Genomic DNA, 26,998 nt, shown 5'->3' with positions numbered 1-26,998 from the left:
AAGACAACCGCCTAATGTCAAAAAAAGTGCGGGCGCAGAGCCATTTCTCTACACTCGCACTTTTTTGCATTAAAGAAACATGATTACATCTTAGGCAGTTTCTTCTGGTCAATCATTACTTTGGAAATAATAATTGCAGCGTCCCCGCGAAGCGTGGATGCTTCAGGATTAAAATTATAACCTTTTGATGGATCTTTCGAATCTATCGGCGAACCGGTAATAAATCCTTTTTTCGCGATGGCCAGGACGGAAGCCTGGGCGTAATAATCAATCGTTGAATAATCCTTGAAATACTTTTGAAGTCCTTTTTCGATCTTCGCACGGTCAGTGTCAAGTTTCAGGTTCAACGCCTTTGCAATGATGACCGCAGCATCCTGACGTGTAATAAGACTGTCCGGATTGAAGGCACCAGGCTGCGCCCCCTTAATATAGCCTGCCCTTGCCGCAGTTTCTATGAAGCGGTAATCCCATAAGGCGTCCAGGTCAATCACTGCGCTTTTGGGCACGTCCCCAAAGTGCTGCTGGCCGCTGTAATTTAAAGGAAGCTGTTGGGCTTTGGTAATCATGCGAACAAATTCGGCACGCGAGATTTTCTTATCTACACCAAATTGCGTAGACGGATCTATCGGATTCATAACCCCTTTAGCAAAAACAGTCTCAATAAACTCCCGTCCATAGGCGTGATCGATAATGTCCGTGTAAGTAGAGCTTAACTTGGCGACCACATAATAGCCAAATCGGTCAAACGGAACTTTAATGGTATGCTTTTTGGCGTCTACAACCCCGCCGATGTTCTCCCATTCTTTGTTTTCCGGATCAAAATGGAACACGGTCACGAGCCGGCCGGCATCCTGAGCCATCGACGCATCGTAAGCCAACGTCAATTCGCCGCGTTTTGACGGAACCAGCTCATTTTCCGGGTCCCGTTTAAAGAAGCTTGGAATCTTCGAAAAATCAAACTGATACGGATCCGCCCCTTCGGTGATCGGGTCATATCCCGCTGTAGTGATATCGTCCGCAATACCGGCATCAATCCAGAACACCGGGCTGGCCTTGGCAAAACGATCCGGGAAATTACTAATAAAATATTGCCGTCCCGTATCTACCAAGTAGTTATAGTCGGCATAATTAACCTCAAATTCATGGCGGTCCACGACGCCGTCTTCGTTGTTGCCGATGGCAAAACGAATCGTATGGCCGGAGAACACCTGGTTCTTCAATTGCTCGGGAAGATCATAATCCCGGCGAATCAAACTGGTGCCTTTTGTAAATTTCAGCGACAAAGCTCCGTCAAACACTTTATGCGAGCTTGCCATTGCAGCCATGAATTGACCGCCTGGAATATTGGTAGGTACATATTTGACCGTGACGGTCTCCTTCAACTCGTCGTTTCCTTCCTTGACGACAATGTTGATTTTCGTATCCTTATTCGCCTTCAAGCCAGTGACAACGGTCCGGAAGGCACGCGGATAATCACTTTTACCATCCAAATCGGCATCGTAAGCAACCTGCTCCGCTTCTTTTTTGTCAATCGTCACGCTATCGGCAGTTTCCGAGGCAACGACAACCTCCACAAAATTTTGATTCAAAATGCGTTTCTCCGGCAATGGCCGAATGACGTTAAACACGGTGCGTTCGTATAAAACTTCAATACGATAGGTCGAAGTAGCTCCATTGCTGGTGACCGTGAAATTGTAAACGACAGGAGAACCGTCCTTAGGCAGTTCCTGATTAATTAATACGAAGCTGAAATATTGACCTTTTTCATTATAGTAAACGCGAAGGTCATTTACACTCTTCCCTGTGCTCTTCTCGTAAACTTTACCTGTATCTTCGGAATAAAGTTCGTTGTCCAGGGTCCAGGTAATGCCATCGGAACTGGCGCTGTCCTCGGAGGATTTAATGTTCAAAATGTAATCCTCAGGATTGTCCAAATCCTCCAGCGCAGCATTTACCGCACTATTGCTAATACCTAAATCCAGAAAATCAAAGGTGCCGTAAATTTTAATTTCCGACTCCTTCGTAGAGAACGTGGAGCCGTTTTGTTTGAAAGCAGGGTCGGCAGCCGCCGGAATCTCATAGGCGTTGCCAGTGGTAAACGGAATGACCCCCAAAGTGTCATTAACCGGGATATCCGGTACATTGGTTTGCGCCACATTAATTTTCACGCTTTTGGTGTAAGAGCTATTGCCGGATTTATAAACCAGCTTGATGACGTTGTTCCCCGTGCTGATCGCATTAGTCGCCGTTTTCTTATCCCCGCTGGCTAATTTAAATTTATTGGGTGCCCCGTTCTCCTCCAGATCAACCAATGTATTATTGATATACAAATAGACCGTACGGGTGGAGCCGCTGTATTTAATAGTACCGGAATCAGGAATATTGAACAAAGTACCCGAAAAATCACCGACCGCATCCAAAATATTGTTCGTCATGCTGTCAACCGACGTCGTATCGACCGAGATTTGCTGCCCTTCGTAGAGCTTGTCGAATTGAACATAAGGACCATACAGCACGCTGGCCGCAACCGTCTTTTTGCTGCCGCCGACGGACAAGGTAATGTACTGGGTACCGTCGGAAGGAAGTTTATCGAATTTAACGATAATTCGCATCACATCCGTCTGGACCCCATTAATCGACTGTGTCGACAACTTACGGTTCACCACTTCCGGTTTCACGCCGCTGATATCCAGATCATTCCCCTTGGAATCTGTGATCTTGTCCAGACCAACATCGGTGGAATTATCTCCGTTAACTACCAGCACTTCAAAACCGGCAGGCAATGCATAAATATCGGTAAAACTGGTTTCGCTTGTCAACGTACCCGTCAAGTTCAGAGCCTGGTCGGCAGTTGTATTGCTGTTATAGCCATCAAGGTAGTTTACTTGATAAATAAAGGGTTGCAAGCTGTCGCGCAACGTAAAATAAGCCGTAAATTCCCCGACCGGATTCCCTGTACCGCTGGAGTTCATAACTTTCAGTTCGACTTTGACCGTTTGATCGTAGGCAATGGTTGCCGGGGCATCAATGGAATAGCTGATTACCGTAAACCCGCTGCTGGTATCCGTCGAATCAACCGTAGCATTGACGCTCCCTGTCCCTGTAGCTCCGCCGGAAAATGTATAGTCTACCGTAAATGTACCGCCCGTAATTGGAACGATGGCTTTCCCGTTGAGGTCAATGGATCCTGCATTGCCTGGAGCAACGTTAAAATCCGGGGCCGTTGCCAGGTCCGGAGATTTCGAACCTCCGGCCGTCAGATAAGTATCGTAAAACGTAGCACGACCGTTATTAAACGCAAGCTCTCGTGTCGTTTCAACCGACTGGTCGCCGTTGGTCGCTTTGATCGTGATCAGGTTTTTGCCTTCATTCACCTTAATTGATGAAGCCGTAAATTTGTAATCGTTATAACTGGATACTTTATAGGACCAGCTCTTCCCGTCTACAGTTACCGTGACGGACGTAGCATTTTTGGCCACCCCGCTAATGATAACTTCAGCCGAGCTCTTCCCATAATCCTTTGATCTTGGGGATGCGGTTACTACAGCCGTGGAGTCCTCGCTTAAGTCAACGGTTTCTCCGCTCAGACTTGCTTTCAAATTGGAAAGCGTTGGTCCGTTGCGAAACTCGATATAGATGGACTCTTCGACCGATTTAGAACCATTCGTTCCTTTGAACGTAATTTTGTTCATCCCGGGGTATAGCTGCAAGTCCGTAACTTTAATATCATAGCCGTCAACCGTAATGCCTCCGGTTTGCCCTACATTGGAGTCGACAACTTCCCATTTTCCGGACTTGTTCTCAGCGATTTGATAAACGCTATATGAGATGTTGCCATTGACATTACTAATGGAGCCGACAAGATTCACCTCGTCCTTGTTTACGACTCTGGCAGAGCCCACATCATAGCTTTCGTTCGGAAACACGAAAAAACTCCCCGATGCAGCATGTGCGGTATTGGTCAAACCGGCCGGGAACAGACCAATCATCAGCAACGCTGTCATCAATAAGGACATTACTTTCTTCAACTCAAATCCCCCTTTGGTTTTCGCATAATCTGCCCTTCTGTCACCCGATGAGCGACGAAATCCAGCCACATAAACTTTATATCGGCCGCAGGAACTAAAAATTTAACCCCAAGACAGAATTAGATCAGGTATTCCGTCCGCCACTTCTCCTAGGAGGAAAGCAGAAACTACAATCTATGATTTTGAATATCGGCTCCCTCAGTTTTGTTAAATCTACAAAAAAGGCTCTTCCAGCTAAAATGCTGATAGTGCCTTTTGAGTTATTGTTGTACTATATGGTTAAATCATCCTTTCGTATGGATTATGCTACAAGAATAAGAGAATAATTAAAAAAATCCCGCCAACCCAATTAAGGTTAGCGAGATTTTTATCTTCTTAACGAAATGCTGTCCTAACCTGTGCTATGACAAAAGCGTTATTATCTCCTGAAATTTGGATGTAGTAATAGCCAGGGCGAGGATTTTTATGATGGCTCCTAATATTCAGGCTTTTCATTTCTGGCCTTAAAATTAGCTGGCTCATTAATATTGTATCCTCAGTCTCTGCATCTTCAAACAATAAATAGACACTAGCTTCTCCGGCTGCCATCATATCAATGGATAATTCAACTTCTTCATTATCAATATACAGCTTCTCACTCCTTACAAGCATATCATCTTCAGCTTTAGTTACATAGACCTACTTGCTTCCGGCGAAGGCGTTTGATGAAAACGAAAACATCAGAAAAGCAGCGATCATTACCAGCAACATTGGCTTTAACTTTTTCATATACAGTAATACCTCCATAATATGGTTTATATTACATAATAAGCTTATCCCAGTTAGTGTGTCGAAGTATCGCGTTTGTTGTCGCCAAGAAAAAATTTTCTACCAAAATACCACATACAGATATATTGCATTTCACTCGCCCCAAAACGGCCACTTATGGAAAGTAGAATGTCTTTTTGCAGTTGATCCCATAGAGAAGCCTTGCTCTTTGAATTGGACCCGGACAGTCAGCTGCAAAACCTGCAATTAGATTTCAACAACGAAGCGGGTTAGCCAGTTTTAATTGCATTTCCTACAACTCCCCCCAAACTTCTACGCCAGTCCTTCGAAAATGCCGATTTTAATTGCGGGTTTTGCATTTAAGCAAGCGCTTGGCTTCAATCGCCGATAAAGAATTGTGCATTTTACAACTAAATCATTCATTTCCTGGTGCGACGGACTCACCAAATAATTTCTGCAATTAAAAAAGCCTTGCCGCAACAACATTTGTTGCATCAAGGCTTGTCTTTTCTTTTTTCAGACTACTTCGATCCCCGTTCTTCCCCGACCTTCATGCGCAGGCGCGCGAAGAAGTCGAGCACCGGGCGTTTCGTTTTGCCGATCAGGCCGATGATTTCGGCGCCGATTTGCAGGAAAAATACCATGACGCAGATGACGACGAAGGTAACCCAGTTGGCGTTATACATCGCCGCCGAAGACTGGATGACCGCCAGTACGCCGAAAAACGCGGCGATGCCGTAGATAATCAGCACCGTCTGGCGGTGGCTGAAGCCCAACTCGCGCAGGCAATGGTGCAGATGTCCCTTGTCCGGGGAGAAGATCGGCTTCTTCTGCATCCAGCGGCGCACGATCGCGAACATCGTATCCGAAAGCGGCACGCCAATCAGAATGAGCGGTGTTAGGAAAGATACAATCGCCACCTGCTTGAAGCCCAGCAGCGACAGGAGCGCCAGGCAAAAGCCAAGGAACAGTGCGCCCGAATCGCCCATAAAGATTTTGGCAGGGTGAAAGTTAAAATACAGGAATCCCAGAATACTGCCGAGCAGCAGCAAGCATAAAAGCGCAACCATAACATTGCCCATAACAAAGGCCATGACGGCGATCGTGCCGATGGCAATCGCGGATACGCCTGCCGCCAAGCCGTCCAATCCGTCGATCAGGTTGATCGCATTCGTCACGCCCACGATCCACAGGATGGTGAACGGAATCGCGATCCAGGTTTCCACGGCAGCATAAGAATGAAACGGAATATTTGCAAATTCAATCCGGATATCGAAACCGAACACAACGATGCAGGCCGTCGCGATTTGCACGAGAAATTTCAGCTTGGCCGGTAAATCGAAGCGGTCGTCCAAAGCTCCCAGCAGCACGGTAATCGAACCGCCGACCAGAAAGGCCTTGATGAAGTTCACTTCACGAAGCGTAAAAATCTCCGGAATAAACGGGAAAAGCAGAAGCATCGCAATAATAAACGAAGCGAAAATACCCAATCCGCCGAGTCTCGGCATAATTCGCGTATGAACTTTTCGGGCGTTTGGCACGTCCACGGCGCCGACGGCAAAAGCGAACTTTTTGACGAGCGGCGTTAATCCCAGTGCCAAGCCGAGCGAAACAATGAATCCGATGATATAAATCATCCACAACATTAAGTATTCGACCTCCAATTGTTCTGCCGGAATGAATTATACTCCGTTTAGAGAGAAACACCAACCCCGTATTTGCGCAAAATTCCGATGTTTTGCAAATAAAACGCGACTTTTAGCCCATTTTCGTAAGGTTTTCTCTATCCCGCAGTACGCGCAACGCAAATTTGGGCAGCGCAAGCATTCTGCGGAAACGTGTAGGTTCCTTCAACAAACGGTACAACCATTCCAAGCGGAGCTTGCGAAAAGCGATTGGAGCTCTTTTGGCGCGGCCCGAAATGACGTCAAAGCTGCCGCCGACCCCCATTATCACCGGCACGCGCAGCTTTTCCTTATACTTGGCGATCCAGGGTTCCTGATTGTCCGCTCCCCGCGCGACAAACAGCAAGTGCGGAGCAGCTTTGACGATCTGTTCCACAACTATTTCATCTTCGTCCGGCCCAAAAAAACCGTCGCGGTAACCTGCGATCTCCGTCCCGGGATACTGCAGCGCCAGCCGCCGGGCCGTTTCCTTGACCACTTCGGGCGAAGAGCCTAATAGATACACCTTCCATTGGTGACGTTCCCCCTGCCTCATCAGCTCGTGCAGCAGCTCGTACCCCGGAACCCGCTCGGTTACCGGGTCGCCCCCTTTTTGTGCAGCCCACACCAGCCCGGTGCCATCCGGAACTATAAGCTCGGCGTTTTTCATGATCTCCATATAGTCCGGGTTCTCCAGGGCCGCCATCATCATAATCGGATTGGCCGTAATCACCTGATGCGGCTTTCCTTCGTTGGCCGCCCGGGTCAAGTAGGCTACCGTATCCTTCATTCCCCACTTGCAGACGGGAACACCGTACACCGATACCGTAGGAATCCGGTCCATTGACTTCGTCATCACCTTGCTCACCCTTTGCTCCGTAAAAATTCCACGATCCGCCGCGCCGGCACGCGCGCCTCGCGTTTGAGGCCGGCGATTTGCGATGCACGCGTTTTACGCCAGACATCGCCTTCCTGCAGCAAACGCTCGCCCTCGGCGGCCAAAATCCGCGGGTCCAACTCCTCCGCCGTGCCGACCGGAACGCTCCCGATTCGGCCGAGAAATTGGTCGATCTTCGGGTCATACGAGACGCCGAGCAGCGGCACGTTTTGCGAGGCGGCATAGATCAAGCTGTGCAGCCGCATGCCGATCAGCAGGCTGCACTCGCTTACCTCCCGCAGCATATCCTGCGGGTGCTCCGTCTCCGGCGCTATGCTTACGGCGCAGCCGCATTCCGCCACACTTCCGAGCCGTTCCATCACGAAACGCGAAGCTTCGTCATCACCCGGGAAATGAAACGGCAAAAAGCGGATATGCACCGACTTGCGTCGACAAAGGAGCGACAGCCCCTCGGCCAGCTGCGTTAGCTCGGTCCGCTGCCGGTTCCAGAAGCGGACCGATACGCCAACGACCGGCAGAGGGGAGGCGGAGTCTATGCTTGAACCTTCCGTTTGCCCAGGGGCTGCAACGGAAATGCTCTCATTCGAATCACGTTCAACCGGTGAGTCCGCTCTGCTGCCGCCTTCCGGCAGCGTCAACCCCATTACCGGATCCGGGACCACCTCCACGTTGCCGCCGCGCAACCCCATGCTGCGCAGCAGGGCGGCCGATTCCGCATCGCGGACGGAGATGTAATCGCAGCGCCGGAAAACCGCGGCGATCAGCGGGCGGAAAAATTTGCGTTTCACCGGACCGATCCCCTGGGCATAAACAAAGGTAGGTTTGCCCATCCATTGGGCCAGTTTGATAAAGCCCAAATAATAAGGAATCGTCATGACCCCCGTCGCATCCTGCAGCAGGCTTCCCCCGCCGCTGATCAACCCGTTGCTGCTTTTTATAGCCTTCCTAACCTCGCTGAGTTTCATCCGGTGCACGGCTTCGACGCCATACGTCCGGCGCGTCCATTCCGGATCATTCGACAGCACAACCGGCTTAATGTCGATCCCCGAGGTCAGCCCCTCTTCTTCCAGTGCGAGCAGGATCGACTTTAGCACCGCTTCGTCCCCACTGTTGCGAAATCCGTAATACCCCGACAAAACTATGGTTCTAGCAGTCGCGGCGACCATTTATCCCAGCACCTTTCAATGATTTGCCAAACCAGTACGGCAATCAATCCGAATACCAAACCAAGCCCGAGGCCCAATACGTCGCGAACCAGGGAAATCGCCGCCGGCGTATGAATATGGGCGAACGTGTCGACCATCGACAACTGCCCCATCACCGCCACGATCATCGAAAAAAACGCCCAGCGGTAACGGAAAGCGGCGAAAATACCGACGATAAACAGCGGATGCGCCAGCAAAAACTCCTTGTTGCGCGGACGCACGCCAAACGTGTTCTCCAGGAACGAACGGAAGACCGCTTCGCCCGGCAGCAGCGTACCCGCATTCCCTGTACGAGTTAGGTAATAATACGCAGCGGCGGCAAGTACCACGGCAAGCACGACCCAAATCACCGTGATGGGCATCTTCAGCCAATTTTTCAGCTCTTCCCATACGGAATTGCCCCGGTACAGAAAGACGTAAACGGCGATTAACAAAATCGGCATCAAATGCAGCAGGCTGACGCCGCGGAACTGATTCAACACCAGGCTGTACGTAATATTGTTAAGCAGTGCAATTACGAACGGAACCGCAGCAAGCGAGATGATCGCGGTTTTGACGTACAATACTAACGTATGCATTAATCTTCTTCCGCTTGCCATGCCCGGATGCTTGTCCCCCAGCTCCTGAATCTTGCGGATCGCCAGCACCATCGCCACGGTTGGTGCGCTGATCGCCACGAACAAAGCGAGCGCCTGCTCCAGCATCACCGGTTTCAGCACATACAGCCCGGCCGAGCCGATCAAACCGAGGGCAAACGCAGCCAGCGTGAGCGAAGGCAGAAAACAGGAAATCAGCAGAGCGACAAAAGCGACACCGCCCAAAACGGCCAAGGCTTTTAGATATTTCTGCCAACTGGAATCATGAATTTGGAAAGGCTCCGCCGTCCCTAGTTCAAATCCGTTGTTTTCTATACGCTGAATCGCATTGCCCGGTGCCAGCAGGGAATGAACCAGATTGTCGAGCGGGTTGGTGATCGCTGCTTTTCCGGCATCTTTGGACGGGGAAGCGTTCAAGTAAATCATCCGGATATTGCGGTCCTTAGCGGCCAATACAAAGCGGTCAGCCAAAGTAGCCGTATCCTGACCGGCTTCCGCATCTGCCAAAGAATGCAGCCGGACAACGTTGTAATCGATCAAATACGCCAGCTTGTTGAAGCCTTTTTGCGGCGCCTTCAAGCCTTCGATCGCGGCGATGCCGATGTGATATTTGTTCAGCAGCTCGGCAAAGCCCTGCAAGCTGTTCATATTTTCATTGTCTTTGTACCCCTTGACGGAATCCCCGTCGAATAAAATGCGGGTTACTCCGTTTTCGGCGTAAAAAGCCAGTTGCCGGTCCATCGCTTGCTGATCGTAAGGCTTGCTGTCCGAAAGCCTTGGCAAAATATGAAACCCTTTGTCCCGCAGCATAGCAAACGCGATAGGATCTTGCGGCATCGGTTTCAGCACGGCTTCTTCCATGCCCATACCAATGATCAAGCCGCCATGGCCTTGATACTCCCAATCGGCCACCGAGGCGCCCAGATTCCGGAACGTTTCCTCAATCATCGGCCGAAGCTGCTTCTCGTTTTCCTCGCTGGTAAAAGCGATATAGGTGTAATTGCCGTCCGGGGAAATGACGGACTGGTTCAACTTTGCCGCTTCAAGCGCGCTAAACACCATGATCCGGCGCGCTTTCGACAACTCGTCGAGCGTGCTTTCAAACATCGCCATCGTGTGAATTCCGGCCGCTTTCAGCCGCTCAAGCTGTTCGTTCATATACGTCGCCGGATCCGCTTGATAAGAAGCGATCTCCAACAAACCGCGATAATTGAAAACAAACTCCACCTTATTGGAGGACGACTCCGTTTCCACCCGTTCATAAATCACCGGCACGGAAGCCACGATTCCGACAATCACCAATATCCACAACCATTTGCGGGAAAAGTTATTCCACCGCTGCCAACTTCGAATCACAAAGGTACCTCCTCAAAATGCATAAATGCAGTTGCTTAACGGCTGAAAGTTTGGGTCACCCTATCAAGAAGACAACTGCAAAAGCGCACATACGATGAGCTGTCCACGAAACCAATATTTCCATCATAAATGCACCATTGCAGTTAAATCTTCTCAAATTGTCATTTAAAATCTAAGAAATTGTAACAGAGTTCTAGTCGATTAAGCGTCGACGCGAGCCAGTACTTCGTCCTGGATTCGTTCAAGCCGCGCTGAAGCATCTTCACTCGACGTACCGCAAACGCCGAAATAAAATTTGATTTTCGGCTCCGTACCGGAAGGCCGCAAGCAGAACCAGGAGCCGTCCTCCAGCAAAAATTTCAGCACGTTCTCCTTCGGCAAGCCGTCCAAGCCAAGCGAGTAATCGAGCATTTCGTTAACCTGCACGCCCCCGATTTGCTGCGGCGGATTGCTGCGGAAATTCTCCATCAACTCGCCGATTTTAGCCAGACCGTCCTTGCCTTTCAGCGTGCGGGACGCCAGCGCTTCGCGGTAATACCCAAACTGCGCGTACAGCTCCTCCAGCACGTCGATCAGCGTTTTGCCTTGGCGCTTGTAATAAGCCGCAGCCTCGCAGATCAGAGCCGACGCCACTACCGCGTCTTTGTCGCGAGCATAATTGCCGGCCAGATATCCATAGCTTTCCTCATAGCCGAACAAATAAGTATAATCTTGCGTTTTTTCGAATTGGTCCATTTTCTCGCCGATATATTTGAAACCGGTTAGCGTATTAAACACCGTTGCTCCGTAATGGCGGGCAATCGCCGCACCGAGTTCGCTGGTGACGATCGTTTTGACGACCGCCCCGTTCGCCGGAAGCGTACCGGCTTCTTTCATTTGGCTTAATACATAGTGTACAAGCAATGAGCCCGATTGGTTACCGGTAAGTATTTCATATTCTCCGGTTGCCGTTCTGACGACGGCTCCCATCCGATCGGCATCCGGGTCCGTTCCGATCAGCAGATCGGCTCCCGCTTGTTTGCCCAGTTCGATCGCCATCGCAAACGCCTCGCGCTCCTCCGGATTCGGCGATTTCACGGTGGAGAAGTTCGCGTCCGGCTGCTCCTGCTCTTTCACGATGTGCACCTGCGTGAAGCCCAGCTTCTCCAATACGCGGCGCACCGGCACATTACCTGTGCCATGAAGCGGCGTAAAGACGACGACCAACTCTTTGGCCGCTCCCGCCAAAAGCAGCTCCCGGTTCACGCTGGTGCGGGCAACCGTCTCCGCAAACGCCTCATCCTCCGCTTCGCCTAGCCAAACGAGCAGCCCCTTCGCTTCCGCTTCCTCGCGAGTCAGGCGCTTCACCTGCGCAAACGCGCTGACTTCCTGAATGTTCGCGATGACGCGTTCCGCTTCATGCGGCACCAATTGACCGCCCGAAGCGTTGTACACCTTGTACCCGTTGTATTCCGGCGGGTTATGGCTGGCCGTAATGACAATCCCCCCCGTCGCGTTCAAAGCCCGTACGGAAAAAGATAGCTGCGGCGTAGGACGGAGCGACGGAAACAGCTTGGCGACGATACCATTTCCGGCCAAAACCAGCGCCGCCTCCAGCGCAAATTCCGGCGAAAAATGGCGGCAATCATGGGCAATAACCACCGACGGATTCCCCTCTTTCCCGGCATGCGCTTCCAGAATATATTTTGCGAAGCCTTGCGTAGCCCGCGCCACCGTATAGCGGTTCATCCGGTTGCTGCCGGCGCCGATCACACCGCGAAGCCCGCCGGTTCCGAATTCGAGATCCCGGTAGAACCGGTCCTCCAGTTCCTTCGGATCGTTCTCTAAACTGCGCAGCTCCTGCTTGGTCGCTTCATCTACGGAAGGGTCCTGCAACCATCCCTCCACTTTCGCTTTGATGGATGCGCTGATTTCAGTCATGGTTCATGCTCCTCCTTGTTTTCTCCTTATTGCAATGCGAACATAATCTCGCCTTCGGCAACCACTTTCTCATCGACCTTGGCCACCGCGTGTCCTTTGCCAATCGAGCCTTTCAGGCGGATAATCTCAACCTCCAAGCGAAGCGTATCGCCGGGAACGACTTGGCCGCGGAACCGGAAATTGTCCAAACCGGCCAGGAAGCCGATTTTGCCGCGATTGGCCTCGACCTGCAAAATCGCTACCGCCCCTACCTGGGCGAGCGCTTCCGTAATCAGTACGCCGGGCATGACGGGATACTCCGGAAAATGTCCGGTGAAAAACGGCTCGTTGATCGTTACGTTTTTGATCCCTACCGCCCGTTTTCCCACCTCCAGCTCCACGATCCGGTCAACCAGCAAAAACGGAGGGCGGTGCGGAATGATCTCCTGTATCTGTTTAATATCCAGCATATGTATCTCCTTTCGGTTTTAAAGAAATAGCGGATGACCTCGCCTGAATAAAACGGCCGGCATTCGGTCAAACTGTAGTTATCCTTCGCATCTGCGCAAAGCGAAGGTTAAGATAAGGGGCTTATCCGCAGACGGCGTCAGCGCCGCTTACGGATGAAGCCCTTTTGAACTGTTTTTTCGCCATACGGTCCCCCATCATTATACATTTTCCGCAGGCAAAAAGAAAACTCCCATTGCAGGGAGTTGTGGACATTTCCGCTCAATTTCTACTATATTAATGTATATTCAAAAAGTCAGGTTTTCAGCACCGAGAAGGTTGGATGAAGCTAGGGACGTAAGGAGCGGAGCGTACGTTTGGGGTACGTGAGCAACTGAAATGTTTCCGTAGGAAACATGCTTCGGAAGCATTCGCTTGGCCCGGCTGAATTCAAGATTCGATGCCGATTAAGCTCCATAGTTCTACTTCGTGATCAAAAGATGACTTTTTGAACTTCCTCTTAAGGGGCGAACACCAGATCAAACACATGCCGCCAGGTGGCCCATTGCCAGATGTCCGATGCGTCCTGCTTCCCGAACACAACGTAACCGACGACGGCGCCTCCCACCAAAGCGACGAGCAGGAACAATAAGATAAGTACGATGCGCAGGATTACGATCCAGGCAGCCCGCTTGGGTTCAGGGCGACGTTCTTCAGTCATGGAACTCCCCACCTATCCGCGCAAGTTGTTGGCCAGACCCATCATCGTCTCGCTGGACGTCAAGGCGCGTGCCGAAAGTTGATAAGCCCGCTGCACCTGAACCATCTCCGCCATCTCATCGGTCAAATCCACGTTGGATTGTTCCACCGCTCCCTGCCGGACTCCTGCCTGTTTCCCCACTGGAAGCGTCAGCGTATCGACAAGTGCATCGGCTTCATTTACGCCGTCAGCCAATACGAACAAATTACCGTCCCGTTGACGCAGCGCCTCCGGCCGCTCCGGCGTCAGCAAAGCGATCCGGCCTACTTCCGTCACCTCTTCCCCAAGCGTCGCCCGGATATTGCCCGCACCGTCAATTTCCAGTTTGGCTCCGGCCGGGATTTCAATGGGTTCTCCGTCAGAGTTGAGCACCACATATCCCTGGTTGTTCATTAGATAGGAGCTTTCCCCATCATTCGGATTCGGCTGAATGTGAAAATCCCCGGCCCGCGTATAAGCTTTGACCCCATCCGGCGTCAGTACGCTAAACAGAGCGTTTCCTTCGATCGCCAGATCGGTGGCGTTCCCGGTTTCCTTGATCGAGCCTTGCTGAAAATTCAACGCCACATGAGACAATCTCGAACCAAAGCCCAAATTGAACCCGGACGGCGTCGCCCGGCCCGTCAAATTATTGAATTTGGGAATTTGCTGTTGCACCTCGGTTAATGTATCTTCAAACGAGGCCTCTTTACGCTTATACCCCACGGTATTCACATTCGCGATGTTATCGGCAAGCAAATCGAGACGCTGCTGGATTCCGCCCATCGATACCATGGCGCTGATCATGGAGTTGTTCATGCCATACCTCCCTATTCCCTAGCCCGCGTTATACGCGGCCGATTTCATTTACCGCTTTTTCCAAACTCTTATCATAATATTGGATAATTTTCTGATTCGACTCATACGCCCGCTGGGCAGCCATCAGGTCGACCATCGACTGGGCCGCGTCCACATTGGATACTTCCAGATATCCCTGACGAACGGACGCACCGTCAGCGGCCGGATCAAAAGTTCGGATGCCGGCGGCCGTTTCATCTTGGGCGACATACACACCGTTCCCTTCACGGACCAATTGCTGCGGACGGTCCGCAACAACGATGCCGAGGGCGGCAACCGGAACCGTCGTTCCCGTATTGTTATCATAAGTCGTCAATTGCCCGGCGGCACTGCTTTTCAAACTGTCTACCGACATTCCGGCGGCCAGAACAATAGCGTTTCCTTGATCGTCCAAAACGCGGTAACCGGTCGAAGTTCTAAGCTCGCCCGCAGCGTTCACGTTAAAATTGCCATCTCTCGTGTATCGGACATTGCCGTTCTCATCCGCCACGGCAAAAAACGCCTGGGGCTGATAAGTCACCGTTCCGTCCTGCCCGACGTATTTCCCCGAGGCGTCGAAAGCAATCGGCTCACCGGTAGCCGGATCGTCCAAACTCAAGCTGGAAACGAGGGCAAAATCGGTGCTTTTTTGCGTCTCCTTCAGATCGCCTTGAACGAACGCAGGCAAGCTTTCCTCCGCAAACACCCCGGTCACCAGCTTTCCGATCGGAGCGGGGCTTCCCGAGCGCTTGTCCCCCATCAATGCGATCAGCATCTCCGGAAAAGAGTGCGCTACCGAATTCACCTGTTTGTACCCCGGCGTATTGAGATTGGCGATATTTTGCGTCACCGTATCGTGGCGGCGCTGCTCCGCAAGCATCCCCGAAGCCGCCGTATAAAGACCTCTTAACATGGCCATCCCTCCATCTGCCCAATTTTATGTTCAATTGCCCCGCGGCAATAACATTCCTACATTAATAATATCGTCGGATCAGATCTTTTTCTTGAGGGCCTTGTCCAAATTATCGAGCATGATGCCGGTCCCCTTCACTACGCAGTGCATCGGATCTTCCGCGATCAGCACCGGTACGTGCAGCTCCTCCGCGAGCAGTTCGTCAAGTCCGTTCAGCAGAGCGCCACCGCCGGTCAAAATCACGCCGCGGTCGATAATGTCGGCGGATAATTCCGGCGGAGTGCGCTCCAGCACCGATTTTGCCGCCGCCACGATGTTCGAAACCGGATCGGCAAGCGCCTCCTGCACCTCGTTAGCCTTAATCGTCACGGTCAGCGGAAGCCCGGAAACCATGTCCCTCCCGCGAATATCCATTTCATCCAACCGTCCGTTCGGATAAACCGTTCCGATCTTGATTTTGATATCTTCCGCCGTCCGTTCGCCGATGAGCAGCTTGTACTTCGACTTAATATATTTAATAATGGCGGCATCGAACTTGTCCCCCGCGACTTTAATGGACGAAGCCGTGACGATGTCCCCCATGGAGAGCACCGCCACATCCGTCGTCCCGCCGCCGATGTCGACAACCATGTTGCCGCTCGGTTCGTAAATATCCATCCCGGCCCCGATGGCTGCCGCCTTCGGTTCCTCTTCCAAGAAAACTTCTTTGGCCCCGCTGCGCTCAGCGGCTTCGCGAATCGCTTTCTGCTCAACCGAGGTGATGTTCGTCGGCGCGCAGATCAGAATCCGCGGGTGGCTGTACCAGCTTCTTCCCCCAACGCGATCGATAAAATACTTCAGCATCGTTTCCGTAATTTCAAAATCGGCGATAACCCCGTCCCTCAAAGGACGGATCGCAGTGATGTTGCCCGGCGTACGCCCAACCATTCGCCTCGCTTCTTCGCCAACGGCCATAACGCGTTTTCCTTCGCTGTCGATCGCCACGACGGAAGGTTCGTCCAGAACAACTCCCTTTCCTTTAACGTGAATCGCCACATTGGCCGTGCCTAAATCAATACCAATATCCTTGCTCATCATTACGATGCTCCCCCAAAGCGTATTTTTAACGGATCACGGAAAAGACGGTACAGCCATTTCCAGAGCCCTATGGTAAAAGTCCCACATCTCAGAAGTCGGATTCGACAAAAGCCGATCATAATCGTTAAAATTCGGGAATGATGGATAGAAGTCCACGATCTTATACCTTAGTTAAAAATACCATACTTTAGGGGATGTATTCAATCCTAATCCGCTTAAAGCAATTTTAATATTTACCCATTAGTTTACCGTGCTAATCACCTCGCGTTTGGTCTGCCCTTTTTTCTTATACTTGATCTTGGTCGCTTCTCCACCCCGCAGGTGACGGATCGACTTGTGGTACTCGAGAATGTGTTTGACCTGATCGGCCAAATCCGGATTGATCTCCGGCAGACGTTCCGTTAAATCTTTGTGCACCGTGCTCTTCGACACCCCAAACTCCTTGGCGATCGTTCGAACCGTGTGCCGCGTCTCAACGATGCACCGGCCTATTTTAATCGTCCGTTCCTTGATGTAATCGTGCACGCTCCCGCCTCCCTCTGCTTCGAGATAGTTTGGTACATTATATGAGTGGCGGGCCTATATATTCTTTGTTTCCAAGCCTGACAAGCTTCCGTGGAACCAATTTATTTTCGGGGCATGCAAACGGCTGCCGATAAACGGATGAAAAGTGCAAACGGCATTGCTTTCTTTGGAGAGATTATAGGGGGGCTGAAGAATGCTTGCCTAACGGATAAAAAAGCGGAGGACTTTCGCCCTCCGCCATTGCCGGCGATCCGGGTGGCCGGATCGTTCGGCGTTCTGTTGATACTAATTTAGCCGGGTTGGTTAGTTTTTCGGAAGCACCGTTTCCGGATTCACCAGCTCGTCGTTTTCATAAACGGCGAAGTGTACGTGGTTGTCGAGATCTTTTTCCATCTCGTTGCGTCCGGCGCTGCCGACCACATCGCCCTGCTTCACTTCGGCGTCTTTCTTCACTTTTACTTCCGACAAGCTTTCGTACACGGTTTTCAGGTTGTTGGCATGGGTAATTTCCACGACATAACCGAGCAGCGGAACTTCCTCCACCCGCGTCACTTTCCCGCTCATCGCGGCTTGCACATCAAACGGCTTGCCGTCTTCGCGCGCCAGGTCGATCCCGGTGTTCGGCGTAAACGTATCGTTATACTGCACCAATGCCGCCTGATGCTGCTCCGCCGTAGCGTCCTTTTCGTAGAACGGCTTGACGACGGATACCTCGGACACATTCGCGACCGGCCATGCCAGATCTTCGGAGGAAGCGATCACCTCGGCTGCCTCTCCACCTTGCGTCTCTTCCTGGCCCGTCACTCCCTCATCGCCGGACAGGTTTACGGAGTCGGTCACGCTGGCGGGGGTCGAGTCCATCGGCTTGTTGCTCGCATCCTGGTAGACCCACACTAAGGTTAGTATAATTGCCGCTGCCGCCACATATGCTGCCGGGTAAACCCATCTCTTCGACAATAATCTTTTCCACGAAGATACCGGAGCTGCCGGTTCTCCCAATCCAATTTTAGGAGATTCTTCGCGGGACTGTTTCTTTTGGTCTTGTTCATTCATTTAATCATCACCTCAGTAACCATTGTTACCGGGGCGGATTCTTTTATACTCGGATTATATTAAAATTTCAAAAAAAGTTAGAATACAAGTTTGCATCCTTTTCGGCTACTTTAAAAAATGCGAGGCCTGCTGGAAGGCGATCCCCGTATAATAGTGTTTTAAAATCTGCGTGGCCGTGAAACCCTGCTTGGCCATGCCGTTGGCGCCCCACTGGCTCATTCCGACGCCGTGGCCGTACCCGTAGGTGGTGATCTTCACCTCGCCTGCGTCCAGCGTCATCGTAAACTGGCTTGAGCGCAGACCCAGCTTTTCCCTAACTTCTCGTCCGGTATACGCCTTGCCGCCGACGCGGACTTCTTTTACTCGCCTCCCGGTCGTCCAGGACAGCACTTTAAACGGGGCGGCTTTGAGAGAGGCGGATGCCTGCCGGTTTGTACCGCCGCTCCCGAAAACGGCTTTGACATCCTCCGGCATCTCTTGACCCAGTTTGCCGAACAGCTCAGCCACCGGTAAACGGACGGTTTCCCGATTCCCGGGATTGACGCTCGCGTCCCAAGGGCTTGGAACACTGCGCAAATAGGGTATTTTCAAAGACCAGTATTCCTCGGAATTTTCCGTGTATCCTCCGCTGGAGGAAAAAAAGGAGGCGGTGATAGGCTGGCCTCGGTAGGTCATGACGATTCCCTGCGTTTGCCGGACCGCTTCCTGCAGCTTGGCCAGCTGCTCCGCTTTGCCGTCCGTTTTCCATGCGTTCAAAACGGAGCGCGAGAGGTAGACCTGATGGTCGACCGTATCGGTAACGTCGGCGTTTTCCGCCGGAACCCCGCTCGTGTCGCCGGCGGCCAGGCGGCGGACGATGAAAGTGCGGGCCGCGATCGCCTGCGCTTTGAGCGCCGCCAGCTCAAAGTCCGCCGGCATTTCGGCGGCGATGACGCCGGTCACGTATTGTTCGAGCGGCACGGTTTCGACGGCGCCGGTGCGCGACAGGTAAACGCGCACCGGCGTGTCCGCCAGCGGGGCCGGGGCCTCGCCGGCCTGCGGCGGATTGGCGCCAGCCGCGCCCGGCGGCGCTGGCGCCTGCACAGCGGCGGGCGGCGTGCCCGGCACCGCCGCCGGGTCCGTGCGCGCGGCCGGCGCATGCGCCGCGCGCCAGGCGTGCAGCGCTGGCAGCAGCAGCGCCAGCGCCAGCGCGGCGAGCGCCGCCTGCCAGGCGGCGCGCCGCCCGCCCCATCCGCCCGCCTGGCGGCGGATGGGTGGCTTTCGCGTGCGCACGCTGACGCGCACGCGGTCCGTGCCCGCCCGCGCGCGGGCGTCTGCGACGCGCGCGGGCGCCTCCGCCGCGGACCGCTCCGCGCCGCGCGGATCGCCTGCCGCCACACGCGGCTTCGCCCCGCTGGCGGATTCCGCCGTCCCCGGCTTCGCCCCTCGCACGGCCCCTCCCGCTACCCGCGGCTTCGCCCCGCTCGCTGTTTCTATCGCCGCACCCGCTTTTGCCCGGCTTGCGGTTTCTGCTGTCCCCGGCTTCGCGCCACGTACGGTCTCTACTGCTATCTGCGGTCTCCCACCGCTAACACTTTCTTCCACTGCCCCCGTCCTCGCTCCGCGCTCGCCCCCTCCTGCTGCTTGCAGCTGCGCACCGCTTGCAGCCTTTGTCGCCCCCGCGAGCTTGGCATCACTCGCGCTTTTCCCTGCCGCCGTTGCCGTTGCATCGCCAGCGGCTTTCCCCGCCAGCGCCAGCCTCGCCCCGCCAACCGCCTCCTCCGGCTTACGGCCGTCTGCCCGTGCCGCCGGCGGCCTTCCCTCCGCCGTACTGCCCGCCGGCCTCTCCTGCCTTGGCGCGACGTTTATTTTCAAAGAATGCGTTTTTTCCTGCAGCAACTGAGTTACCTCCATCGGATTCTGACTGCCGCGATCTTCCATAACGATCGCATCCTAGCTTTTGCCCCGTTATATCGTTTGATCGCTATACTCATAGATATGAGTTTTCAGAATCTGCTAGAACCGAAAAACTTAGAATGTGACGGCAAGCTACCGAATTTCCGATGTTTTGAAAGGTTCGTTTCAGGACAAAAAAGCATAACAAATCAAAAGCAGCTGCGGTTCAGACTGCAAAGATCCCGATAAGGCGACTTCCGTTAATTTGATGATACAAGCAGCTCCTAGGTCCGAAAAAGTTCTCTCCCCCACTAGCGCTGCATTAAGCCACAACTATTCTAACGGTTGCCACAACCGCTATACGCTCAAAAAACGTTGATTTCAAATTGTAACGGTTACTATAGCGCTTATTTCACTGACACCCGGCTCATTTTGCTTAAACTCAGGCAAATAACGCTTCTCACATCCGTTAAAATTTTGAAAAGGGCTTTTTTCGGAAAATAGCCGCTGCTACGACCGTTAGATTTCCTGCAAGCCCACTTTTATTTCGAACACTAAGCCTTTGCGGGAAAACTGAAATGTATCAAGACAACAAGTTGTCTTGTGCAGGAGTTTGAGTTTACGCAACGCCAGTGTTCCCGCCCTCGGTTTGGCCATTTCCCGCCTACTATGCCCGTTAAGGATATGGGGCAAACACGGCGATGGCCGAATTGACCCCGGCGCTCCGCGCAAAGCTCATGACTGTTTTGGGCACAAAAAAACGGCATGGAATACCATACCGTCTTCAAGCTGCTCATCGAGCTTACTTATCTGATTAGCTTATTTAATGATTTGTCCAATTACTTGTTTAGATCATTAATCTAGTCCGCCTATCTATTTCACTTGCCTGACCTTTGCCCATCCATTTCACACTGCTCATCCCGTTTCCTTCCCAGCTTAAAGCTGAAACTAGGACTGTACCTCCGCCGATTTCGGGAGCGGCTTCTGGCTTTTGTAGGTTTCGCCCCATTCCTTCATTTTTAGAATGATCGGGACCAGGGTCTGGCCGAATTCGGTTAACGAATATTCCACCTTCGGGGGCACTTGATGATAAACCTCGCGGTGAACGATGCCGTCCTGCTCCAGTTCTCTGAGCTGCAGCGTCAGCATCCGTTGGGTGATTGTCGGGCAAATCCGCCGGAATTCATTGAACCGGATCGGTCCGTTGATTAAATGATACAGCAGCAAGCCTTTCCACTTGCCGCCGATGACGTCCAGCGTATATTCGACCGGGCAGCCTTCTTCATTAGGACAGGCACCGTAGCCGCTTTTGCGATCGCGCATCCTTATTCAACTCCTTAATAGAGGCGGTTCAAAAAGTCATCTTTTGAAGGCATTAAGAAAGAAACAGATGTCCTAGCCTTAGCTTCCTTCATCGCAAGAAAAACAACGCTAACGCGGTCTGTCTCCCAAGTTTGTGCGCCCGCCTCGGCTAAAATCCGACTTTTTGAATTCGCATTATTAAATTCGCATTAATAGTATACAAATGAATACTACATAACATGATTGTGCGTACTTACAATTTTAAAGCACATGCATTACATTAACAAGTGTTAAGGGAAAATCCATTTAATCAGATACGGAGGTTCATAAAGATGGCTAAAGAAATGATGAAAGCGGTAGGGTTCTATAAGTATTTACCGATTAACGATCCGGAAAGTCTGCTGGATGTGGAAATTGAAAAGCCGGTGCCGGGCGGCAAAGATTTGCTGGTAAAAGTCAAAGCGATCTCCGTAAACCCGGTAGACGTTAAGGTGCGTTCCCCCAAAAACCGTACCGAACAAACGCCGCGCGTAATCGGCTGGGATGTCGCCGGGATTGTGGAGCAAGTTGGTCCGGAAACGACGTTGTTTCAGCCTGGCGATGAAGTGTATTATGCCGGGAGCATCGTCCGGGCCGGGGGAAACAGCGAATTCCACCTTGTGGATGAACGGATCGTCGGACGCAAGCCGGCATCGCTAGGATTTGCCGAGGCGGCGGCTCTGCCTTTGACCGGGATTACCGCCTGGGAGGGCCTGTTCCACCGGCTTGGCATCTCCCCAAACGCCGGCGATAACGCCGGCAAATCGCTGCTCGTCATCGGCGCTGCCGGAGGCGTCGGCTCCATCGCCACGCAGTTGGCCAAACTCGCCGGGTTGACGGTCATCGGCACCGCTTCGCGGCCCGAGTCCGCCGATTGGGCCAAACAAATGGGAGCCGATCACATTATCAATCATTATGAAGCGTTTGTTCCGCAGTTCCAAAAGATCGGCATTAAGCACGCGGATTACATCTTCTGCCTGAATAGCACGGAAAAGCATTGGGGAAACATGGCGGAAGCGATCGCCCCGCAAGGAAAAATCTGCTCGATCGTGGAAACCGATGAGCTGCTGAATTTGACGCTCCTGCAGGATAAAAGCGCAACGTTCGTCTGGGAGCTGATGTTTACCCGCCCGATGTTTCAAACGGAAGACATGATCGAACAGCATAAGCTGCTAAGCGAGTTGTCCCGGCTCGTGGATAAGGGCAAAATTCGTACAACGATAGCTGAAAAGCTGGAACCGATCAATGCCGCCAACTTGCGCCAAGCTCACGCCATGGTGGAAACAGGCCGGACCATCGGCAAAATCGTTCTAGAGAACTTTAGTTGATCAACGTACTTGGTTGATTAGTTGCAAAAGTTACAACTGGATTTAATCCAAGATACGGATTTGTATATTTTAAATGTATTTCCTGCATCTACACCCAAACATGTCCGCCAGCCTTGCTGATTAATCAGATATAATTGTAGGGTTTGCAATTATACAAGCGCTTGGCTACATATCCGTATTAATAACTTTATGTTTTGCAACTATTCAACGGTTCACCCTCGCGGTAGTTTTCCTTCCGTTATCAGGATGCTGATATCTTTAAACAAAAAACCATGCTGCCACCAGCATGGTTCTTTTCACTCCTATGATAATAACCATCATTTCGGTCATGCACGGAAAAAAGCTTGCTTCATTACGCCCAGGAAGGCTGGATTTTCAAAACAGGCATTTCCTCCTTGATGGTTACCGGAACTTTTTCGGCTTCCTGCGAGGTCTGTTTCTCGTCTACGGAGATCCGCCAAATGTCCGCGCCAAGTCCGGACAATTTCTCGGCCAAATGAACGTAACCCCGGTCGATGTGATGCGTTCCGCTCACTTCCGTCGTTCCGTCGGCAGCCAGCCCGGCGATAATCAACGCCGCACCCGCGCGCAGGTCGGTCGCGCAAACTTTGGCTCCGCTCAGCTTGGACTCGCCGGTGACGATTGCGCTGCGGCCCTCCACCTTAATCTCCGCATTCATCAAGCGGAATTGGTCCACATGCATAAACCGGTTTTCGAAAACCGTCTCGGTAATTACGCTCGTTCCTTGGGACACGAGCAGCAGGGCCATCATTTGCGACTGCATGTCGGTCGGGAATCCCGGGTACGGCAAGGTTTTGACGTCTACCGCTTTAAGCGGCTTGCCGGCGATGACGCGGACGCCGTTTTCCTGGACTTCCACAATCACGCCCATCTCTTCCAGTTTGGAAATGACCGGCCCCAAATGATCGGCGATCGCCCCTTCGACAAACACGTTTCCGCCCGTAACGGCGGCGGCAATCATAAAGGTTCCGGCTTCGATGCGGTCGGGAATGACGGTATGCTCGCAGCCGTGCAGCTTCTCCACGCCTTCGATGCGGATGACGCCGGTTCCCGCGCCGCGAACTTTCGCGCCCATTCCGTTCAAGTAATTGGCCAGATCGACGATTTCCGGCTCCTTGGCCGCATTTTCGATGACGGTCGTCCCTTCCGCCAACGTTGCTGCCATCATGATGTTTTCCGTCGCTCCGACGCTGGCCACGTCGAGATATATTTTAGCGCCGCGAAGCCGCCCTTGCGATTTGGCTTCAATAAAGCCGTGACCAAGGTTGATTTCCGCTCCCATCGCTTCAAACCCTTTTAGATGCTGGTCAATCGGCCTCGTTCCGATTGCGCATCCTCCCGGCAGCGAAATTCGGGTGAAACCCATCCGTGTCAGCAAAGGACCCATGACAAGAAAAGACGCCCGCATTTTGCGCACCCATTCATAAGGGGCTTCACATGAAGCGATGTGCTGCGCGTTCACCGTGATCACTTCCCGGTCATATGTAACTGTCGCTCCAAGTGATTCCAAAACTTTATTGATGGTCATTACATCGTCAAGCGGAGGAGCATCGCGAATGACGCTGATTCCTTCCTCACCTAATAAAGACGCTGCAATGATCGGTAGCACTGAATTTTTAGCACCGCTTACTTTTACGTTCCCGGCCAATACATTGCCACCGCGGACGATAAATTTGCTCATCATGGTTCCCTCCGCGCGTTCATTTTCACTTTTTTTCCCCGATTGGAAGAAGGTATCCCGTATATACCCTAAATTCCATCATATCACCTGTCATTTAAGGCGTACAAGGCGCTAATCTTGTCGAATAAGCTCATTTTGACTAGAAAACTGGCTTTTGTCCAGTTCTCGGGCTTGCTTTTGAGCCGTAGTCCTTATTCACCATTGTTGACACAATGAAATGATGTTATTCGACATTTTCTTGCCACGGGTGTTTCAAAACATATACTTCAACATTTGGGTATAACCCCAATATTCCATTACAAAGTCGGCGACCAATCGCCCAAGCACAATGGCGAGCAGCAGCTGCAGCAGCTTTCCTTGCGGGCTTTTCGGATGCCGGATGACAAGGTCCAGCTTCAAGTTCTGCAGCGACCACCAGGAGATGGCGATACAGGCCAATAAAACAAGGATCGCCGTCAAGCCATTCACTCCAACCGAGGTTGACACAGTCTCGACCGGGCTCATGCTTACATCCACTCCATTACGTTTTATATTTATGCTGCAAGCACCTAATCGGTTAATGCCTCTTTGCAAAGCAGTCCTTTTCGCTTATGCTCCCGATTTTTGATTTCGGTCAAAAATATAGAACCTTATATATCATACTTGCCCGCGAAGGAATAATCCAGCATTTCTTTGTCTGCAAAGGGTTACAAAATATCAATTTTTTAAGGATTTCTCTTGCTGAAAAACCGTATTTTTAGTATGTTCTCCTAGTATGTTCTTCATAAACGGCAAGATTTCCTGCGAAAGTCCTAATTTTAAGCGAAATCAAATAAGCAAAACGTACTAATCGCCAAAAAGACCGGACACCTAAGGGTGCCCGGTCTTTTTGGCCTATTTCTTAGCTTTGGAGGATACGTTGATCCGCGTGACCGCCCGCTGCAGCGCAAGCTCGGCCCGGCGATGATCGATACGGTCCTGGTTGCTGCGCGAAGCCAATCTGCGTTCGGCCCGTTCCCGGGCGGCGATGGCGCGCTCCACGTCGATCTCCTCCGGCAGCTCGGCGCTTTCGGCGAGTACGATCACTTTGTCGCTTTGCACTTCTATGAATCCGCCGTGTACGGCGATCAAACGGGTTTCCTTGCCTTTTTTGGCCACGATCGGTGCCACCTGGAGCGGCGTTACAAGGGGGATATGGCCGCGCATAATGCCAAGCTCCCCTTCGCTGCCCCGGACAGTCAGACTGTCCACCTCTTGCGAGAACACCACATGCTCCGGCGTGACGATTTCCAATAAAAAGGTGCTCACTTGTTATCCCTCCTGTTCGCGGGATAGTTCATTTCTGAAGCATCCGCTTTAACGGCGCGGTTTTACAGCGTCTTTGCTTTTTCGACAGCTTCTTCAATCGTACCAACGAAGAGGAACGCGGCTTCCGGAAGATCATCATGTTTGCCGTCCAGAATTTCCTTGAAGCTGCGGACCGTTTCGGCAACAGGCACATATTTGCCCTTGAAGCCGGTAAACTGCTCTGCTACGTGGAACGGCTGCGACAGGAAACGTTCGACTTTCCGGGCGCGGGCCACCAGCGTCTTGTCGTCATCGGAAAGTTCATCCATACCGAGGATGGCGATGATATCCTGAAGCTCTTTATAACGAGCCAAAATTTGTTTTACCCCTTGGGCAACATCGTAATGTTCCTGTCCCACGACTTCCGGAGTCAAAATCCGCGAGCTGGAAGCCAGCGGGTCAACCGCAGGGAAAATCCCTTTTTCGGAAATTTTCCGCTCGAGGTTCGTCGTCGCATCCAAGTGGGCGAACGTCGTAGCCGGCGCCGGGTCGGTGTAGTCGTCCGCAGGCACGTAAATGGCTTGAATCGAAGTAACGGAACCTTTTTTGGTCGAGGTGATCCGTTCTTGCAGCTGACCCATTTCCGTAGCCAGTGTAGGCTGATAACCTACCGCGGAAGGCATCCGGCCGAGCAGGGCCGATACTTCCGAACCGGCTTGCGTAAACCGGAAAATGTTGTCGATAAACAGCAGCACGTCGCGGCCTTCCTGATCGCGGAAATACTCGGCCATCGTAAGGCCGGTCAGAGCTACGCGCAAGCGCGCACCCGGCGGTTCGTTCATCTGCCCGAATACCATGGCCGTTTTCGAAATTACGCCGGATTCGGTCATTTCCATGTAAAGGTCGTTCCCTTCACGCGTCCGTTCCCCTACACCGGCAAACACGGAAATACCGCCGTGTTCTTGCGCGATATTGTTGATTAGTTCCTGGATCGTAACGGTTTTCCCTACGCCGGCGCCGCCGAACAGGCCGATTTTGCCGCCTTTCGCATAAGGCGCCAGCAGGTCGATAACCTTAATCCCGGTTTCCAGCATTTCCGCTTGCGTCGAGAGCTCTTCGAACTTCGGCGGCTCGCGGTGGATCGGATATCTTAATTCCGTTGCGGCTTCGCCTTTATTGTCGATCGTTTCGCCAAGGACGTTAAATACGCGGCTTAGGGTCACTTCCCCTACCGGAACCGAAATCGGCGCCCCTAAATCGACAGCTTCCGTGCCGCGCACAAGACCGTCCGTCGAGGCCATGGCGATACAACGCACCAGGTTGTCGCCGAGATGATTGGAAGCTTCCAGAACCAGGGCGGACTGGCCATCCTGTTTCTCAATTTTTATTGCGTTGAAGATTTCCGGCAGTTGACCGCGCTGAAATTCGATGTCAACAACCGGACCCATTACGCTGACAACGCGTCCTTTGTTCATCTTCGT

21 protein-coding genes are annotated in these 26,998 nt (G+C 52.2%); 1 reads left to right on the top strand and 20 read right to left on the bottom strand.

Annotated elements, in window-relative coordinates; translation table 11 throughout:
* Positions 1 to 83 precede the first annotated feature (83 nt).
* From DYE26_RS26465 to DYE26_RS26385, 16 genes are all read right to left on the bottom strand, one after another.
* The gene (locus DYE26_RS26465) at positions 84 to 4,028 is read right to left on the bottom strand and encodes an S-layer homology domain-containing protein (RefSeq protein ID WP_036619272.1); all 3,945 of its coding nucleotides are present in this window, start codon (positions 4,026 to 4,028) and stop codon (positions 84 to 86) included.
* Between the two features lie 375 nt (positions 4,029 to 4,403).
* Entirely contained in the window at positions 4,404 to 4,679 is a 276-nt protein-coding gene (locus tag DYE26_RS26460) for a hypothetical protein (protein ID WP_051985218.1), read from the bottom strand.
* Between the two features lie 638 nt (positions 4,680 to 5,317).
* On the bottom strand, positions 5,318 to 6,439 hold the full coding sequence (locus tag DYE26_RS26455) for a glycosyltransferase family 4 protein (protein ID WP_036627422.1): 1,122 nt from the start codon (positions 6,437 to 6,439) through the stop codon (positions 5,318 to 5,320).
* 115 nt (positions 6,440 to 6,554) lie between these two features.
* Entirely contained in the window at positions 6,555 to 7,316 is a 762-nt protein-coding gene (locus tag DYE26_RS26450; RefSeq protein WP_082207638.1) for a WecB/TagA/CpsF family glycosyltransferase, read from the bottom strand.
* Positions 7,317 to 7,324: 8 nt separating this feature from the next.
* The gene (gene csaB, locus DYE26_RS26445) at positions 7,325 to 8,524 is read right to left on the bottom strand and encodes a polysaccharide pyruvyl transferase CsaB (RefSeq protein ID WP_036619269.1); all 1,200 of its coding nucleotides are present in this window, start codon (positions 8,522 to 8,524) and stop codon (positions 7,325 to 7,327) included.
* On the bottom strand, positions 8,497 to 10,515 hold the full coding sequence (locus tag DYE26_RS26440) for a DUF5693 family protein (RefSeq protein WP_036619267.1): 2,019 nt from the start codon (positions 10,513 to 10,515) through the stop codon (positions 8,497 to 8,499). Before DYE26_RS26440 ends, csaB begins: the two co-directional genes overlap by 28 nt.
* 201 nt (positions 10,516 to 10,716) lie before the next feature.
* Positions 10,717 to 12,435 (bottom strand): phospho-sugar mutase, encoded by a 1,719-nt coding sequence (locus DYE26_RS26435; protein ID WP_036619264.1) that lies wholly within the window; start codon positions 12,433 to 12,435, stop codon positions 10,717 to 10,719.
* A gap of 26 nt (positions 12,436 to 12,461) precedes the next feature.
* Complete coding sequence (gene fabZ / locus DYE26_RS26430) at positions 12,462 to 12,884, bottom strand: 3-hydroxyacyl-ACP dehydratase FabZ (protein WP_036619262.1); 423 nt, start codon at positions 12,882 to 12,884, stop codon at positions 12,462 to 12,464.
* 497 nt (positions 12,885 to 13,381) lie between these two features.
* Positions 13,382 to 13,582: a DNA-directed RNA polymerase subunit beta gene (locus DYE26_RS26425; RefSeq protein WP_036619260.1), complete on the bottom strand. Its 201-nt coding sequence runs from the start codon at positions 13,580 to 13,582 to the stop codon at positions 13,382 to 13,384.
* 12 nt (positions 13,583 to 13,594) lie between these two features.
* On the bottom strand, positions 13,595 to 14,419 hold the full coding sequence (locus DYE26_RS26420) for a flagellar hook-basal body protein (RefSeq protein ID WP_036619258.1): 825 nt from the start codon (positions 14,417 to 14,419) through the stop codon (positions 13,595 to 13,597).
* Between the two features lie 28 nt (positions 14,420 to 14,447).
* Positions 14,448 to 15,350, bottom strand: a complete 903-nt coding sequence (locus DYE26_RS26415; RefSeq protein WP_036619256.1) for a flagellar hook-basal body protein — start codon at positions 15,348 to 15,350, stop codon at positions 14,448 to 14,450.
* 78 nt (positions 15,351 to 15,428) lie between these two features.
* A complete protein-coding gene (gene mreB, locus DYE26_RS26410; protein ID WP_036619254.1) occupies positions 15,429 to 16,427 on the bottom strand; it encodes a rod shape-determining protein in 999 nt (332 codons plus the stop codon).
* A 240-nt stretch (positions 16,428 to 16,667) separates the two neighbouring features.
* Entirely contained in the window at positions 16,668 to 16,952 is a 285-nt protein-coding gene (spoIIID, locus tag DYE26_RS26405; protein ID WP_036619252.1) for a sporulation transcriptional regulator SpoIIID, read from the bottom strand.
* A gap of 303 nt (positions 16,953 to 17,255) precedes the next feature.
* The gene (locus DYE26_RS26395) at positions 17,256 to 18,005 is read right to left on the bottom strand and encodes a M23 family metallopeptidase (protein ID WP_036619250.1); all 750 of its coding nucleotides are present in this window, start codon (positions 18,003 to 18,005) and stop codon (positions 17,256 to 17,258) included.
* Positions 18,006 to 18,110: 105 nt separating this feature from the next.
* Positions 18,111 to 19,925, bottom strand: a complete 1,815-nt coding sequence (spoIID, locus tag DYE26_RS33950; RefSeq protein ID WP_244927445.1) for a stage II sporulation protein D — start codon at positions 19,923 to 19,925, stop codon at positions 18,111 to 18,113.
* Positions 19,926 to 20,828: 903 nt separating this feature from the next.
* The gene (locus tag DYE26_RS26385) at positions 20,829 to 21,203 is read right to left on the bottom strand and encodes a winged helix-turn-helix transcriptional regulator (protein WP_036619246.1); all 375 of its coding nucleotides are present in this window, start codon (positions 21,201 to 21,203) and stop codon (positions 20,829 to 20,831) included.
* A gap of 311 nt (positions 21,204 to 21,514) precedes the next feature.
* Between DYE26_RS26385 and DYE26_RS26380 the strand changes: the two genes are divergently transcribed.
* On the top strand, positions 21,515 to 22,549 hold the full coding sequence (locus tag DYE26_RS26380) for a zinc-binding alcohol dehydrogenase family protein (RefSeq protein ID WP_036619244.1): 1,035 nt from the start codon (positions 21,515 to 21,517) through the stop codon (positions 22,547 to 22,549).
* A 352-nt stretch (positions 22,550 to 22,901) separates the two neighbouring features.
* On the opposite strand, the gene murA is transcribed toward DYE26_RS26380, so the two are convergent.
* The 4 genes from murA to atpD form a co-directional block, all read right to left on the bottom strand.
* Positions 22,902 to 24,251 (bottom strand): UDP-N-acetylglucosamine 1-carboxyvinyltransferase, encoded by a 1,350-nt coding sequence (gene murA / locus DYE26_RS26375; RefSeq protein ID WP_036619242.1) that lies wholly within the window; start codon positions 24,249 to 24,251, stop codon positions 22,902 to 22,904.
* A 252-nt stretch (positions 24,252 to 24,503) separates the two neighbouring features.
* A complete protein-coding gene (locus DYE26_RS26370) occupies positions 24,504 to 24,755 on the bottom strand; it encodes a DUF1146 family protein (RefSeq protein ID WP_036619240.1) in 252 nt (83 codons plus the stop codon).
* A 369-nt stretch (positions 24,756 to 25,124) separates the two neighbouring features.
* On the bottom strand, positions 25,125 to 25,538 hold the full coding sequence (locus DYE26_RS26365; protein ID WP_036619238.1) for a F0F1 ATP synthase subunit epsilon: 414 nt from the start codon (positions 25,536 to 25,538) through the stop codon (positions 25,125 to 25,127).
* A gap of 62 nt (positions 25,539 to 25,600) precedes the next feature.
* Positions 25,601 to 26,992, bottom strand: coding sequence for a F0F1 ATP synthase subunit beta (atpD, locus tag DYE26_RS26360; protein ID WP_036619236.1), 1,392 nt, complete (start codon positions 26,990 to 26,992; stop codon positions 25,601 to 25,603).
* Positions 26,993 to 26,998 lie beyond the last annotated feature (6 nt).

Source organism: Paenibacillus macerans (assembly GCF_900454495.1).
Classification (GTDB): domain Bacteria; phylum Bacillota; class Bacilli; order Paenibacillales; family Paenibacillaceae; genus Fontibacillus; species Fontibacillus macerans.
The sequence above is the reverse complement of the archived record's forward strand: the minus strand, read 5'-3'. Positions and strand labels throughout refer to the sequence as shown.

Coding starts and splice junctions, on each gene's coding strand:
- DYE26_RS26450 (WP_082207638.1), bottom strand. CDS start 7,316: ATGACGAAGTCAATGGACCGGATTCCTACGGTATCGGTGTACGGTGTT.
- atpD (WP_036619236.1), bottom strand. CDS start 26,992: ATGAACAAAGGACGCGTTGTCAGCGTAATGGGTCCGGTTGTTGACATC.
- DYE26_RS26435 (WP_036619264.1), bottom strand. CDS start 12,435: ATGACTGAAATCAGCGCATCCATCAAAGCGAAAGTGGAGGGATGGTTG.
- mreB (WP_036619254.1), bottom strand. CDS start 16,427: ATGATGAGCAAGGATATTGGTATTGATTTAGGCACGGCCAATGTGGCG.
- murA (WP_036619242.1), bottom strand. CDS start 24,251: ATGAGCAAATTTATCGTCCGCGGTGGCAATGTATTGGCCGGGAACGTA.
- DYE26_RS26385 (WP_036619246.1), bottom strand. CDS start 21,203: ATGCGCGATCGCAAAAGCGGCTACGGTGCCTGTCCTAATGAAGAAGGC.
- DYE26_RS26370 (WP_036619240.1), bottom strand. CDS start 24,755: ATGAGCCCGGTCGAGACTGTGTCAACCTCGGTTGGAGTGAATGGCTTG.
- fabZ (WP_036619262.1), bottom strand. CDS start 12,884: ATGCTGGATATTAAACAGATACAGGAGATCATTCCGCACCGCCCTCCG.
- DYE26_RS26380 (WP_036619244.1), top strand. CDS start 21,515: ATGGCTAAAGAAATGATGAAAGCGGTAGGGTTCTATAAGTATTTACCG.
- csaB (WP_036619269.1), bottom strand. CDS start 8,524: ATGGTCGCCGCGACTGCTAGAACCATAGTTTTGTCGGGGTATTACGGA.
- DYE26_RS26420 (WP_036619258.1), bottom strand. CDS start 14,419: ATGAACAACTCCATGATCAGCGCCATGGTATCGATGGGCGGAATCCAG.
- DYE26_RS26415 (WP_036619256.1), bottom strand. CDS start 15,350: ATGTTAAGAGGTCTTTATACGGCGGCTTCGGGGATGCTTGCGGAGCAG.
- spoIID (WP_244927445.1), bottom strand. CDS start 19,925: ATGGAAGATCGCGGCAGTCAGAATCCGATGGAGGTAACTCAGTTGCTG.
- DYE26_RS26425 (WP_036619260.1), bottom strand. CDS start 13,582: ATGACTGAAGAACGTCGCCCTGAACCCAAGCGGGCTGCCTGGATCGTA.
- DYE26_RS26395 (WP_036619250.1), bottom strand. CDS start 18,005: ATGAATGAACAAGACCAAAAGAAACAGTCCCGCGAAGAATCTCCTAAA.
- DYE26_RS26460 (WP_051985218.1), bottom strand. CDS start 4,679: ATGCTTGTAAGGAGTGAGAAGCTGTATATTGATAATGAAGAAGTTGAA.